13 protein-coding genes are annotated in these 14,689 nt (G+C 41.0%); 1 reads left to right on the top strand and 12 read right to left on the bottom strand.

Features of this window, described 5'->3' with window-relative positions:
• Positions 1-71: 71 nt before the first annotated feature.
• The 11 genes from QUF78_RS09380 to QUF78_RS09330 form a co-directional block, all read right to left on the bottom strand.
• Positions 72-980: a helix-turn-helix domain-containing protein gene (locus QUF78_RS09380; RefSeq protein WP_353957901.1), complete on the bottom strand. Its 909-nt coding sequence runs from the start codon at positions 978-980 to the stop codon at positions 72-74.
• A gap of 8 nt (positions 981-988) precedes the next feature.
• Complete coding sequence (locus QUF78_RS09375; RefSeq protein WP_289324435.1) at positions 989-1,780, bottom strand: DUF3388 domain-containing protein; 792 nt, start codon at positions 1,778-1,780, stop codon at positions 989-991.
• A gap of 239 nt (positions 1,781-2,019) precedes the next feature.
• A complete protein-coding gene (locus QUF78_RS09370) occupies positions 2,020-2,277 on the bottom strand; it encodes a DUF3243 domain-containing protein (protein WP_289324434.1) in 258 nt (85 codons plus the stop codon).
• 80 nt (positions 2,278-2,357) lie between these two features.
• A complete protein-coding gene (gene ymfI / locus QUF78_RS09365) occupies positions 2,358-3,083 on the bottom strand; it encodes an elongation factor P 5-aminopentanone reductase (protein WP_289324433.1) in 726 nt (241 codons plus the stop codon).
• 19 nt (positions 3,084-3,102) lie between these two features.
• Positions 3,103-4,389: an EF-P 5-aminopentanol modification-associated protein YfmH gene (gene yfmH, locus QUF78_RS09360; protein ID WP_289317103.1), complete on the bottom strand. Its 1,287-nt coding sequence runs from the start codon at positions 4,387-4,389 to the stop codon at positions 3,103-3,105.
• On the bottom strand, positions 4,389-5,675 hold the full coding sequence (gene yfmF, locus QUF78_RS09355; RefSeq protein WP_289324432.1) for an EF-P 5-aminopentanol modification-associated protein YfmF: 1,287 nt from the start codon (positions 5,673-5,675) through the stop codon (positions 4,389-4,391). Before yfmF ends, yfmH begins: the two co-directional genes overlap by 1 nt.
• A 220-nt stretch (positions 5,676-5,895) precedes the next feature.
• Entirely contained in the window at positions 5,896-6,855 is a 960-nt protein-coding gene (locus QUF78_RS09350) for an ABC transporter permease (protein ID WP_289317105.1), read from the bottom strand.
• A complete protein-coding gene (locus tag QUF78_RS09345; RefSeq protein WP_289317106.1) occupies positions 6,856-7,899 on the bottom strand; it encodes an ABC transporter permease in 1,044 nt (347 codons plus the stop codon).
• A complete protein-coding gene (locus tag QUF78_RS09340; protein WP_289324431.1) occupies positions 7,892-9,427 on the bottom strand; it encodes an ABC transporter ATP-binding protein in 1,536 nt (511 codons plus the stop codon). The genes QUF78_RS09345 and QUF78_RS09340 overlap by 8 nt, the downstream gene beginning before the upstream one ends.
• A gap of 201 nt (positions 9,428-9,628) precedes the next feature.
• Positions 9,629-10,720, bottom strand: coding sequence for a BMP family lipoprotein (locus QUF78_RS09335; protein ID WP_289324430.1), 1,092 nt, complete (start codon positions 10,718-10,720; stop codon positions 9,629-9,631).
• 152 nt (positions 10,721-10,872) lie between these two features.
• The gene (locus tag QUF78_RS09330; RefSeq protein ID WP_289324429.1) at positions 10,873-11,598 is read right to left on the bottom strand and encodes a GntR family transcriptional regulator; all 726 of its coding nucleotides are present in this window, start codon (positions 11,596-11,598) and stop codon (positions 10,873-10,875) included.
• Positions 11,599-11,914: 316 nt separating this feature from the next.
• Here QUF78_RS09330 and QUF78_RS09325 point away from each other — a divergent pair, with 316 nt between their 5' ends.
• A complete protein-coding gene (locus tag QUF78_RS09325; protein WP_289324428.1) occupies positions 11,915-12,214 on the top strand; it encodes a DUF6509 family protein in 300 nt (99 codons plus the stop codon).
• Between the two features lie 33 nt (positions 12,215-12,247).
• Here QUF78_RS09325 and QUF78_RS09320 read toward each other — a convergent pair whose 3' ends face one another.
• The gene (locus QUF78_RS09320; RefSeq protein ID WP_289324427.1) at positions 12,248-14,578 is read right to left on the bottom strand and encodes a DNA translocase FtsK; all 2,331 of its coding nucleotides are present in this window, start codon (positions 14,576-14,578) and stop codon (positions 12,248-12,250) included.
• Positions 14,579-14,689: the final 111 nt, after the last annotated feature.

Here is a 14,689-nt window from a genome sequence, read left to right as displayed (position 1 = left end):
CAATCTAATATGCCGGGTGGACCATTTCCCGGCTGAATTATATAGAGAAAAAATAGTCATCTATAAGATGACTATTCGGCTTTCGTAAATTGTATCGTTACCAATTGCGTATTCACTTCAGTCGGTGAAATGGAATACTCCAGCTTCTCATCATTCACAAAAATTTCCGTTTCATACGCTCTGCCAACATTGATGACAGCTTCTTTTTCATTGGTGAAATCAACTTCCTGGCTTTTGTTCTTGTCGATGGTGCCCTGGAATAGTAATTTACCTTCACCATTTTTTATGCCAACCCATGGTGAGCCTTTGGAAGTCACCTTTAATTTAAAGGTATCCGTATCTTTTAATTCATACGTACTATTTTTACCGGTGGAACTGATGACGCTAAGTTTTTGCTCTTTCTTTTCATCTTTAACATCTGATTCATCTTCAGTCTTCTTATCAGATGAATCTGGTTTTACTTCATTCTGTTTCTTGTCTGCATTCTCTTTTTCTTCGTTAAACCCATCACTTTTATTGTAGCCCACGGCTTCATTCTCTTTAGCGTTCTTTTTATCATCATTATCTGGGTTACCCATATAGTTCAATACCAGTACCCATATCAAAACGGCCACACCAATTACTAAAACGACAGCCAAGATCTTCGGTAACATTTCTACAACCTTCGAATCCCCTGCCGGTATCGTTTTTCTGGATTGGACCCTTGAAAGCTGTTCTGGCAATTCCTCGCTATAGACGGAGGGCACTTCACTCTTATATTGTTCAAAAATCTCTTCTGAATCCACCCCGACCGCTTCACAATATTGCTTTATGAATGCCCGTACATAGAACTTTCCAGGCATCATACTGTAATTTCCCTCTTCAATGCCAATGAGGTAACGCTTTTGAATCTTCGTTAATTCCTGTAAATCTTCTAGGCTAAGACCTTTTGCTTCCCTAGCTTCCTTTAATCGATTACCTAACTCAGTCAAATAAAACACCTGCCATTTTAAAAGTCAAAGGAACCAAAATCGGACCCTGAAAACTGGTCTTTTTGGTCTACAACTTCATATGTTATTTCTTCTTCTGGATTGTTTCGCAATTCAATAATATAATCAAAGTCTTCTAGGGTATACTCCGTATTTTGGACAAAAACATCCGGATGTTCAATGACTTTAACAGCATCAAGCCTCATTATTTCGCGAATCAACTGCCAATGACGCTCATTTGCACGGCGAGTGGAAACAATTCCATCTAAAATGAACAAATTATCATTATTATATTCATCCTCAATAAGCTGACTGCGGATAGTCTGCTTCAAAAGGGTCGATGACACAAACAACCATCTCTTATTAGCACATACACTCGAAGCAACGATAGATTCAGTTTTCCCGACACGCGGCATGCCTCGTATCCCGATTAATTTATGACCTTCCTGTTTAAATAGCTCGGCCATGAAATCGACAAGCAAGCCTAGCTCATCACGGACAAACCTAAAAGTGTTCTTCTCATCAGCATCGCGCTGAATATAACGGCCATGCCTGACAGCGAGACGATCACGCAATTTAGGTTCCCGCAGCTTAATGACCTTTATCGTATCCATCGTATGGAGGATTGATTCGAATCTTTCTATATTACGGCTGTCTTTCGCCAACAAAAGTAAACCACGCCTGCCTTCATCGACCCCGTTAATAGTGATGATATTGATGGACAGCATACCCAGCAGGGAGGAAATATCCCCTAATAAACCAGGACGGTTCACTTGAATTTCATATTCAAAATACCATTCTTTATTCTCCACGATAACACTCCTTAAGCCTAAAAGCTTTTACCCAACATCCGGGGCAAAACTTATCCACCGTAAATTTCAAGATCTGCACCCATTAATTATTATTGTCTAGCTTCTATAATATAGCATTTCGGGATAAGTTAAAAGGAAAAACCCTATAAAAATATTCATTTTTATATAAGAGGATAAATAGTGATCAACTTCAATCCAAAGGCCCTGTTAATTAATAACAGGGCCTTTGGATTGATATTTTACTTTGATCCATTGTTCTCGACTAACTTGACCATAACGCTTGCCATGGCATGTTTTTCTTGATCGCTTGCGACCGACCAAAGATCAGCAAGTACTTTCTCTTGATCATTCTGGGGCTCAACCTGCTTAGCAAGGTAATCACCGATTTCGTAAGCCAAGTTGTTAACAGCACCTTCTGACAAACCTTGTTGTTCACCTTGATTTAATCTGTCGCCTAAGAAATTTTTCCATTGATCCCAATTGTCTAGTACAGACATGAATGGTCACCCTTTCCTTCAAAATAGTACAAAGATATTTTGTGAAGGAACCGAGGAAATTATACATGTCTTTAAAAAAATCATGTGTACCATCCACCATTTACGCCTAAGATTTGTCCAGTTATATAAGATGACTTGTCAGAAAGCAAATAATATACGGCCTCGGCGACTTCTTTCGAATTGCCCATCCTGCCCATTGGGATATCACCTTTGATGATTTCCAAATCTTCAGCACTGAAGGATTCGAGCATGGAAGTGGAAATCGCACCGGGGGCAACGGCATTCACCCGGATTCCATTAAGGGATACTTCTTTGCTAAGCGCCTTGATAAAAGCATTTTGACTGCCCTTGACCATTGAATATAATACTTCACAAGATGCACCCGTCTGCCCCCAAATGGATGTGACCGCAACAATGGCGGCCTGTTCTTGGTACATCAGCTTAGGAAGAAGTTCCTTTGTTAATTGGAAAGGGCTCGTTACATGCAACTGGACCATTTCATTGACGATTTTCTCATCCATGTCCGATATGAGCCCATAATAACTATTGCCACTATTTAGGACGATTGCATGAAGGGCAAAAATATTTTCCGCCAATTTCTTATAGCCGTCCGGTGCAGCCAAATCTGCTTGAACCGGAATAAGTTCTACTTGATGAGGCTTCAGTTCTTCAATTAGTTCAAGGATCGCTTCTTCGTTGCTGTTATAATGTAAATAAAGTGAATAATTCTCCTCGGCGAGCTTTATAGCGATTTCCCTGCCGATTCCTCCACTGGCTCCAGTAATAAGGGCAAAACGTTTCCCCACATTCCCGCCCCCTTTTATATTATTTAGGAAGTACCTGACAGACAGTCATCCGTTCTTCGGATATTAAGTCATTGGCGACGTTCCTGATATCTTCCATCTTTAGTTTTTCCAATACTGACACCACATCGAACAGGTTCATATCATTGAAAGCATATCTGGTGAATTGGTTCGCTATATATTCCGGCGAATTCAGAGAACGAAGGAAAGAACCGATTTTTTTCTTGATCGTCCTTTGCAGGCTTTCTTCATTCAAGCCGGTTCCTGCTTTTGATTTTTGCAGGATAGCAAATAAAGACTCGGTCAACTCATCAGGTTTGGCACTGTCCCCGCCAATTAACGCAAACCCAAAACCTTGTTCCTGTGTATAATCATAGGAGAAGCTTTGATCGATCAACCCTTTCTCGTATAGCTCCTCATGCAAAGGTGAACTCTTGCCAAACAGCATTTCCAAATAAATATTGGTCGCCAATTCCCTTTTCAAAAGCTGTGAACCGGATTGATGGACATTGATGGCCTTGATGCCCAGCATCACTTTCGGTGTCTGGACATTCATTTTTAAGATTTCCTTATCCTTGGCAACTGTTTCCGGCTCTTGGTCAAATTTACGTTCCACCTCAGGCTGTTCGTTGTACCCTTTATTATTTTGATTATCCCGAATCAGCTTCATGGTACTTTCGACTTCTACCGGTCCTACAACGAATAAGAGCATGTTGCTAGGATGATAAAACGTATTATAACATTCGTAAAGCATATCTTTGGTAATATCAGCAATCGATTCCACAGTACCGGCAATATCAATTTTCACTGGATGTTGATGATACATATTGGCTATCGTCCCGAAATATAACCGCCAGTCTGAATTATCATCATACATATTGATTTCCTGCCCAATGATCCCTTTTTCCTTCTCTACCGTCTTTTCCGAAAAGTAAGGATCCTGGACAAAGTCGATTAAAGTCGTTAGATTCCTATCGAAATCGGACGTGCTTGAAAATAAATAAGCTGTACGGGTGAAGGAAGTAAAAGCATTTGCAGAAGCTCCCTGCTTTGAAAATTGCTGAAAAACATCGCCATCTTCCTTTTCAAAAAGCTTATGTTCAAGAAAATGGGCAATACCATCGGGTACTTTAGAGAATTCCGTTTGATTCAATGGTTTGAAATGGTTGTCGACTGAACCATAATTGGTCGTGAACGTCGCAAATGATTTATTGAACCCACTTTTCGGAAGAATATATACTTCGAGGCCATTATCCATTTTTTCATGGAAAAGTTCCTCTTTCAATTGAGTGAATGCTATTTTCTCCATTACCCTTGCACCTCCGCTTCTGTTAGGAAGTAAATCGTATCAAGCTGAATCTTTTGACCTACGGCAATGATTTCTTCCTTTGTCGTCCGTTCTGTTTTTGCAAACCACTCGTCGAGTGGTATATTCTGCCCGGAAACCACATTATGATATAAAATTTCTACCAGTCCTCTCGAAACGTCTATCGTTTCAAGGAGCTGGTTCTTGACGACCGCCTTTGTCTGTGCCAGTTCTTCTTCAGAAAAGTTCCCTTGCTTCATTTCCTTCATTTGTGCATGAATGATCTCCAGTGCTTGCTTGTAGTTGGCATTTTCGATGCCGGCCATGACCATTAACAGACCTTTATGGCTTTCGAGCCTTGAAGCTGCGTAATAAGCAAGGCTGGCTTTCTCCCTGACATTAATGAAAAGTTTTGAATGTGAAAACCCACCAAAAATACCATTGAATAGCTGAAGTGCATAATAATCCGGATCACCATATGCAACATGGGTTCGATAACCGATATTCAATTTCCCTTGTTTCACATCCGAATTTTCTATGATCTCTTTTTCCTTCTCCATCTCCACTACCTTGCCCGTCTTCCTTGGCAGGCTCACCGGCACTCGTTCTTCTAGTGACACATACTTATCAGCTAGAGCCTCTACTTCTGCTTCATCGATATCACCTATCACATATAAATCGATTTCATCCTCAGTCAGAATTTTTTTATAATAAGCGAAAAGGGACTCAGGCGTTATCGTTTCCAAGTCTTGTATGTTACCGCTCGCTTCTAAAGCATATGGTTCGTTTTTGCACATTTCCTCTACAAGCCGAGTAGCTGAATATCGCATTTTGTCATCGGAAATGGATTGAATTCGCTGTTTTAAAGAACGGATTTCATTGGAAACCGTTTTAGAGTCAAAGGCTTCGCCATTCGTTTTCGGATGAAAGATCACCTCTGATAGTAATCCAAAAGCCTTTTCCAGAAGCGGCGTTGAATCACTGAGGAATTTTTCATTGACGATATCGATCGTAAAACTTATGATTTGATATTCACCTTTTTTAGCTACATCGACATAAAACCCTGCCCCATATAAATCATCAAGATAAGATCGAAGCTCGGGTGTTGTAGGATATTTACTTGTATTGCTTTGTAACACATATGGCAGCAATGCACGATATGTAACTTCCTCTTTTGTCAAAGGGGCTTTCATCTTCAGCACGAGAGTATTCGTTTTATATTTATCCGTACGGACCACATGAAGCTTGTAGCCGCTTTTTTCCGTAATTGTATCGGAAGCAATAGACATGAATAATCCTCCTCATTATATAAATCACCTTTATTAGCTTATTGTTTGTAGATCTGAACCCTTTTAAACATCTACTTAAAATATACATGTGAAAGGAAAAATCATGCAAGTTACAGCTACTTTTTTTGGTTTTTCACCAGATCTCCATCAATAAGGCCCGAACTTCTGCTTATATAAAAGGAAAAACCGGTCAGCAAAGTTTGCTGACCGGTTAAGTAACTTATCTTTTTCCTTTGATGTATGGCTGTCCGGATGCTTTTGGAGCATCTGCACGTCCAATGAAACCAGTTAGTGCAATGATCGTCAGAACATAAGGAGCGATCAAGAGGTAAACCGATGGAATATCCTTGAAGAAAGGAAGGCTCGAGCCAACGATACTTAAACTTTGAGCCAAACCAAAGAATAACGCTGCACCCATTGCCCCGATTGGGTGCCACTTACCAAAAATCATGGCGGCGATGGCCATGAAACCTTGACCATTTATTGTCGCATGATTGAATTCATTCGAAAAGATGGTAGCATAAATCGCTCCGCCGATACCGCCAAAAGCACCTGATAATAAAACGGCGGCATATCGGATTTTCGTAACATTGACACCCATCGTGTCAGCAGCCATGGGATGCTCGCCAACCGCCCGAATCCTTAAACCAAATGGTGTTTTATATAGTACATACCAAACGACAAATGATATTAGAACCGCTATATATACGATATAATAACCATTTGCGAAAAAGATAGGTCCTATAAATGGAATATCACTTAATAATGGAACATCAATCCTTGGGAATGTTTCTGTGATTCTGTCAGTTTGTCCTTTATCAAAAATCAACTTCACCAAAAACATGGTTAGACCTATTGCCAATAAGTTGATGGCGACCCCACTAACCGTTTGGTCCGCCCTGAACGTAATGCATGCCACAGCGTGTAGAATGGAAAATAGCAAGCCAGCGATCATAGCCGCCAAGACTGCAAGCCAAGGAGTCCATTCTCCAAAGACATCAGCGAACATTAAGTTAAAAACAATCCCTGTAAAGGCACCAATGACCATCAATCCTTCTAAACCGATGTTTATGACACCTGCTCGTTCAGAAAATACTCCTCCGAGTGAAGTAAAAATAAGTGGAGCAGCTAGAGCAATCATAGAAGGAATAATAATTTGTAACACTTGGTAAAAATCCACTTATTTCACCCCTTTCTTAAATCGAGCGGCAATCCAACGAATAAAATAACTGGATGCGACGAAGAAAATAATCAATGCTATGACAATATCTACAATTTCACTTGGTATGCCAGTTTCTAGCGGCATATTTAAGGCCCCTGCTTTCAGTCCCCCAAATAATAAGGCTGCTAGAACAACACCAATAGCCGTATTCGCTCCAAGTAAGGCTACCGCAATCCCGTCAAAGCCCATACCTGTGAATCCACCTTTGACCGCTGCATAACCAAAAGTTCCAAGGCCTTCCATAGCACCCGCAAGTCCTGCAAACGCACCCGAAATAACCATGGAAAGGATGATGTTCTTATTTACGCTCATCCCTGCATATTCGGAAGCGTGCTGATTAAAACCTACAGCTTTCAGTTCAAATCCCGTTTTTGTCCTTTCGAGAATGAACCACATGATGATGACGCAGATTATCGCTACCACTATCCCCCAATGCATCCGGGAAAAATCCGTAATGCTTTCAAAAAAAGGAGACCGAAGTGATGCTGTATCAGCAATTCTTTCTGTTTTATCCAGCTTTTCTGTCATAACGTTCCGGATTAAGTAATTCGTTACATATAAAGCTGTATAATTCAACATGATAGAAACGATTACTTCATGCACACGAAACTTCGCTTTTAAATAACCAGGGATGAATGCCCACAAGGCACCAGCAGCTGCCCCAGCTAAGATTGCCAACGGCAAATGTATGATCCTAGGAAGCTCGAAAGCAATTCCGACCCAAACTGCCGCAAGCCAGCCAACAATCAATTGCCCTTCAACGCCGATATTGAATAGGCCCGTACGAAAAGCAAAAGCCACTGCCAAACCAGCTAGGATATAAGGAATGATTGTCCTGACGGATTCCCCTACATAATACGAATCCCCAATAATCCCGTTTATCATGGAGCCATAGCCGGCAATTGGGTCATAGCCGCTTACTAACATGATTATGGCCCCAACGACTAAGCCGAGGATAACCGCTATTAACGGACTGGTTAATTTAGATAAATACTTAGACATTTTGTTTCCCACCTGCTTCCGTCCGTTTACTGCCGGCCATAAGAAGACCCAGCTCCTGTTCAGTCGTTTCTTTCGGATCGACGATTGCGACGATTTCCCCTTCGTATATAACGGCAATTTTATCGCTTACATTCATGATTTCTTCCAATTCAAATGATATGAGGAGTACCGCTTTTCCCGCATCCCGCTGTTCAATCAGACGTCTATGGATAAATTCGATCGCTCCTACATCAAGCCCGCGAGTAGGCTGTGCGGCAATCAACAAATCCGGATTCCTATCAACTTCCCGGCCGATGATTGCTTTTTGCTGATTCCCGCCAGAAAGAGCCCTTGCCGGGGTATATTCACTCGGAGTTCGAACATCGTAACTTTTAATCAAGGAACGGGCTTTTTCAAATATTTTTTTTGAATTCAAGATACCAGCTTTTGAGAAAGGCTTTTGATAGTAGGTTTGCAAGACAATATTTTCCCCAATGCTGTAATCGAGAACCAAACCATGCTTATGTCTGTCTTCTGGTATATGGCCGACGCCTGCTTCAGTGATTTTACGCGGCTTCAGATTCCTGATTTCTTTTCCATTTAGCTTTATGGAACCTGCTGTTGTCTTCCTTAGGCCAGCCAATGCTTCGATTAATTCGGATTGACCATTTCCATCTACACCGGCGATTCCGACAATTTCTCCTGCACGGACAGCTAAATCCAAGTTCCGAACTGCCGAAACTCCCCGGGAATCCTTGACTTCCAGTTCCCGAACCTCGAGAACTACATCAGAAGGGGCGGCTGCCGTTTTTTCCGTTTTAAAAAGAACTTCCCTACCGACCATTAAGCTGGCCAATTCGTTAGGGTTCGTTTCGTTGACATTCACTGTACCAATTCCTTGCCCTTTGCGTATAACCGTTACTCGGTCACAAACCTCCATGATTTCCTTAAGTTTGTGTGTAATTAAAATGATGGATTTCCCCTCTTTGATAAGGGCTTTCATAATATTAATCAATTCCTTGATTTCTTGAGGAGTCAGCACAGCGGTTGGTTCATCAAAAATCAATATCTCCGCTCCTCGGTAAAGCGTTTTAAGAATTTCGACCCGCTGCTGCATCCCTATCGAAATATCGGCAATTATTGCATAAGGATCAACACTAAGCTGATATTGTTCTGATAGTTTCCTAACTTCCTCACTCGCTTCTTTTAAATCGATCTTACCCGCTTTTGATGGTTCTTTTCCTAAAATTATATTTTCCGTTACTGTAAAAGGATCAACTAGCATAAAATGCTGATGGACCATTCCAATCCCTAACTCATTAGCAATGTTTGGACTTGTAATCTTGACTGGCTTACCATTCACACGAATTTCTCCCTGCTCAGGCTGGTATAAGCCAAATAAAACATTCATCAAAGTAGATTTACCCGCGCCATTTTCACCTAATAATGCGTGAATTTCCCCTTTTTTCACCTGAAGGGTAACGTTATCATTTGCCACGATGCCTGGGAATTCCTTACGGATATTGAGCATCTCAATTACATATTCCACGTATTATCAACTCCTAAAATGAGTGTAATTATCTTAATTATTTAATTGCTGATCCTAACTTTTTGATTTTTTCAAAAAAACCAAATGAAAAACTACGATTCTATCATAGTTTTTCATTCGATATTTTAGTTGCAAAGAGCAATTGGGGAAAAGAAAGAATAGAGGGCAAGTCTGCCTCCCTATTCTTTCTTAAATTACAGCTTATAAATCAAGTTTTTCGAATTCCTTATCCGTACCTGGAACAACGAATTCACCTGATTTAATTTTTTCTGTCCATTCTTCTACCGCTTTTAAAGATTCTTCTGTAACGTTATCTTTTGTATCAGAAATGCCTACACCATTTTCTTCGATACCGTACTCAATTACTTTTCCACCTGGGAAGTTTCCTTCTTTCGCTTTCTCGGAAAGGTCTTTAACTGCTACGTCAACACGTTTTAACATAGAAGTCAGTGTGATATTGTCGTCAGTTCCTGGCACTGCTCCTAATTTAGCTTGGTCGCTATCTACACCGATAACATATATTTCTCTCTTAGGATCTTTTTGCTTTTGCTCTACAGCTTCAGTGAATACGCCTTTTCCAGTTCCTCCAGCAGCATGATAAATGATATCGATGCCTGAAGAATACATGGAGCCTGCAGTGGATTTACCGATGTCGGCTTTATTGAAATCACCGGCATATTTAACTTCCACTTTCGCATCCGGATTTACAGATAAAACCCCAGCCTTAAAGCCAACTTCGAATTTTTTGATTAATTCAGATTCAACTCCGCCGATAAAACCTACCTTGTTTGTTTTCGTTTGCAATCCTGCAATTACACCTACAAGGAACGATCCTTGCTGCTCTTTAAAACTAATGCTGGCAACATTCTTTTTATCCACAACCGTATCCACGATTGCAAATTGTGAATCCGGACGTTGGTCAGCCACTTCACCAACAGCTTCGGCTAAAAGAAAACCGATACCATAGATAAGTTTGTAATCTTCACGTACAAGCGTATTCAGGTTTTTAGCGTAGTCAGCATCAGATTTGGATTGCAGATAGTTGAAGCCATCTTTACCTTTTTCCAAACCATTGTCCTTACCGAATTCCTGAATTCCTTTCCAAGCGGATTGGTTGAACGACTCGTCATCCACGCCGCCAGTATCAGTTACCATGGCAACTGTGAAGTTATCTTTCTTGTCTTTACCATTTGAGGATTCTTTATCATCATTCTCTGAATTACCACATGCTCCCAATAGCGTACCGGCTGCAAGAACAAGTGAAAGAGCTAGACCTAATTTGCGCTTTTTCAATTTTTATCCCCCTAATTTACATAGTTTTTTGAGCAGGAATGTTCTGAAAAGTCATTCATGTTTGCGTTTTCACTTCTCGTTAATTTTTTTTACATGCATTTGATCGACTTTACGCAATCGAAACAAACGCTTGCATTCACACGTATGCAGAGTTACACACGTTTACGAAGAACATGAAAGCTGAACATATTGGCTTTAAAGTAGTTAACAGAATACAGGATAGGCTGGTCCCAATCATCCAGATGCATCTGCTTTAGAACGAGTAATGCGGCTTCTGGCGAACATTTAAGGATAGGAGAAACTTTCTCGTGATATCCAATAGGTTCAATCTCTGCTACGGCATGCGTAATTTTTCGATTCGCATCTCTTTCCAAAATATCAAAAAGAGACTCATCATTACGGTCGAAATTTTCTGATAGTATTGATTCAGGAATTTTGTCGACACAGTAGACAACCGGCTCCCCATTCGCTGTCCTTACACGTTCGATGATGACGATGCGTTCATCTGTTGAACAAGAAAACCTGCGAATATCCTCTTCTGTAGGTTCTTGGGCCGTCAAACTTAAGAAAATCGTACCCGGATTCATTCCTGCCTCTTCAATCATGTTCGTGACACTTTTTAATTGCTCGATACCTGAAGTGAACCGAGGTTTTGGATTGACAAAAGTACCAACTCCATGGCGGCGAATGATGATGTTTTCTTCTTCTAAAATTCGCAGCGCTTCACGAAGTGTCGCCCTACTCACTCCCAATTTTTTGGCAAGATCGAATTCTGAAGGGAATTTTTCATTTTCCTGATAGACTCCTGCTTCAATATCCTGCTTCAGGTAATCAATGACCTGCAAATATAAATGTCGACTATCTGATTTTATTGACATACAGTTTCCCCCAGCTAATTTCTTTCTTAAGACATCAGACCTCTGATGTTGAATCATTCCTACTAATCGAAAATAATATAACATTTTTTTTGATATAAATAAATAGTGTTTTACTATTTACTTTAAAAGAATTTAGGAGAAATTACCCTCATCTGTGTCTTTCAATCTAGGAACGGCCACGGAATTTGCACGATTATTCTCCTAAATCAGACTAAAAAAAATTTTGAAAATGTAAACTGAAAATAGCCAGCTTTCTTTTCAAGATACTGTTTTCCTGTATAATAAGATTTATCTTCTTTGAAGGGATGTACACATGATGTTAAAGATTACAGAATACACGATCGAAAAATTGAATGATCCATTCGGAATTTTAACCGGGGAACGTTACGAGTTGTTCTTGGATATTGAAGTGCCTGAAGAGGATGAGCTCTTTTCAGAAAATGGTTTATATATCCGGGTGCTTTTTGTAGTGGAAGAACAAATAGGCAAACTGATTAAATATGATATTTTTGAAAAAGGGAACGAAGGCGCACTCGAATTCGATTTAGAGGAAGATGAAGAAGCGATGATTGCCGACTTCTGCCTTAAACATTTAGACGAGGCGATGAATAATTAAAAAACCGGGCTGCAGCCCGGTTTTTTTTATTACCTATGATAAATGCGCTTCATCCTGTTCATCTTTTGTAACCAATACATTTCGTGGTTTACTGCCTTCATACGGACCGACAATTCCCCTCGCTTCCATTTCATCAATCAACCTGGCTGCCCGCGTGTAGCCAATCCGGAAACGGCGCTGCAGCATGGAAACCGATGCGGTTTGCATTTCTATGATCAAGGAGACGGCATCCCCGTATAAACTATCTTCGACTTCACCATTTGAAGTGTCCGCAATTTCATCAGGTATCATCTCTTCGTTATATTGGGCTTTTTGTTGTGAAATGACATATGTGACAACTTCCTCGACTTCATTGTCGGATAAAAATGCCCCTTGGACCCGAACCGGTTTTGAAGCTCCTGCAGGCAGGAAGAGCATGTCACCCCGTCCCAACAGTTTTTCGGCTCCGCCCATGTCCAGAATCGTTCTCGAATCGGTCATTGATGAAACACTAAAAGCAATCCGAGATGGGATGTTCGCTTTAATGACCCCTGTAATAACATCGACGGAGGGCCGCTGAGTGGCAATTATCAAATGGATGCCAGCTGCCCGTGCCATTTGTGCAAGTCGTGTGATGGCATCCTCTACATCATTTGAGGCGACCATCATGAGATCTGCCAGCTCATCGACAATGACTACGATATAAGGCAGGAGCGGTTGCTTGGCATCCTCTTCAATGTTATGCCGGTTAATATAATCGTTGTAGCCTTCAATATTACGCGTACCAGAATGAGAAAATAGCTCGTAGCGCCTTTCCATTTCACTGACCACTTTTTGCAAAGCCTGTGCAGCTTTCTTTGGATTTGTCACTACGGGTGCGAGTAAATGGGGAATTCCATTATAGACATTGAGCTCCACCATTTTTGGATCGATCATCATCATTTTCACTTCATGCGGTTTTGCCCTCATCAAGATACTCGTGATAATCCCGTTGATACAAACGGATTTCCCGCTGCCAGTAGCTCCAGCCACTAGTAAATGCGGCATTTTATTGAGCTCAGCCTTAACAGCTTCACCAGAAATATTCCGCCCTAAGCCTATTTGCAGTTTTGCGTCAGGCTTGTCAACTTCTTTGGCTTCCAAAACTTCCCTTAAAGACACCATCGCCACTTCGGAGTTAGGCACTTCTATTCCAATAGCCGATTTTCCGGGAATCGGAGCTTCGATCCTAATATCCTTTGCGGCCAGTGCAAGGGCCAAGTCATCGGATAGGCTGACAATCTTACTTACCTTCACCCCTACATCGGGATGCACTTCATATTTGGTTACGGCTGGCCCTAAATGAACTTGAGTGACCCTCGCTTTCACTCCAAAGCTATGAAAAGTGCGTTCAAGCTTTGCCGCATTTTCATGGATCAATTGGTACTCTCCGCTTTGGTCCGTTTTCTTGGGCTGCAATAATAGTGAAAGGGGCGGTAAAAGATATTCTTTATTTTCCACTTCTGTGAAATTCATTGGCAGAACGGCATCATCCTGTTCCTCTGCACTTTCAGCTGCAGGTTCCATTGCAACGGGAATTATTTCAGTTTCGTCATTATATGCTTTATCAGCAAAGCTGGAAATGATACGTTCCGTCGCCATTTGCTGTGTTTCCTCTTCTTGATGAAGGGGCTGATCCGTTTCTTCCACCAAACCTTTTTCTCGCTTCTTCTTTTTCACGGGATTTTTTTTCTTTTCTTTTTTGTCTTCATTCCACGTTTTCATATCATCTCTGAATGCAGCCCATTGCTTTTTGAAAAAGCCGCCAAGACCCATGAAAAACTTCCCGAGGGTTTCACCTAAAGTTTTCCCGGTCAATAGCACGGCACCTACAATGATAAAAAGGAATGAAACGATTTTCGATCCAGCTTCGTCGAATAAAAAGTATGAGGCTGCAAATAATATCGCTCCAATCATACCTCCTCCAAGGTCCTTTGTGCTTGCCTTGCCGGTCACTTCCATCCAGAATAGTTCCCATGTATTCGAGATCACGCTGGGCTTCGTAAACGGGCCTCCATCTGCAAGCATGTTAAACAGCGTCACATGACTTAGCAAGAGCATGCTCGCGACAAGGAAGTACATCCCGATGAATTGCCGTTTTAACAGGTAAGGAACCTCCCTCTTTATCATCAAATAGAATCCAGTAGCAATCGCTCCCAACAAAAAGAGGATATACCATTCCCCCATGAAGAAGCGGATTAAAAAGACCGTCCCATTTCCCACTGCTCCAAGCTTGGCAATGGCTATGATGGCCAACCCTATTAAAGTAAGGCCAATCAATTCATATTTAAGCGTTAATTTTAACTTCTCTGTACTTTTCTTATTTCTGCGTTTCTTCTTTGCCATAATATCACCTGATTCTTCATGAAACTATTCTAACTTTCCTATTCAACATCACAACCTGATTTCCCTTCACGAAACAAATGTTCGCTTGCTGATTATACCAAAAAAATATGA

Source organism: Peribacillus sp. ACCC06369 (genome assembly GCF_030348945.1).
Taxonomy (GTDB): Bacteria; Bacillota; Bacilli; order Bacillales; family DSM-1321; genus Peribacillus.
This window is presented reverse-complemented; position numbering and strand designations above follow the sequence as displayed.

Bases quoted from the DNA above. Each gene is read 5' to 3' on its own strand.
- QUF78_RS09370 (WP_289324434.1), bottom strand. From the start codon at position 2,277: ATGTCTGTACTAGACAATTGGGATCAATGGAAAAATTTCTTAGGCGAC.
- yfmH (WP_289317103.1), bottom strand. From the start codon at position 4,389: ATGGAGAAAATAGCATTCACTCAATTGAAAGAGGAACTTTTCCATGAA.
- yfmF (WP_289324432.1), bottom strand. From the start codon at position 5,675: ATGTCTATTGCTTCCGATACAATTACGGAAAAAAGCGGCTACAAGCTT.
- QUF78_RS09345 (WP_289317106.1), bottom strand. From the start codon at position 7,899: ATGTCTAAGTATTTATCTAAATTAACCAGTCCGTTAATAGCGGTTATC.
- QUF78_RS09330 (WP_289324429.1), bottom strand. From the start codon at position 11,598: ATGTCAATAAAATCAGATAGTCGACATTTATATTTGCAGGTCATTGAT.
- QUF78_RS09325 (WP_289324428.1), top strand. From the start codon at position 11,915: ATGTTAAAGATTACAGAATACACGATCGAAAAATTGAATGATCCATTC.
- QUF78_RS09320 (WP_289324427.1), bottom strand. From the start codon at position 14,578: ATGGCAAAGAAGAAACGCAGAAATAAGAAAAGTACAGAGAAGTTAAAA.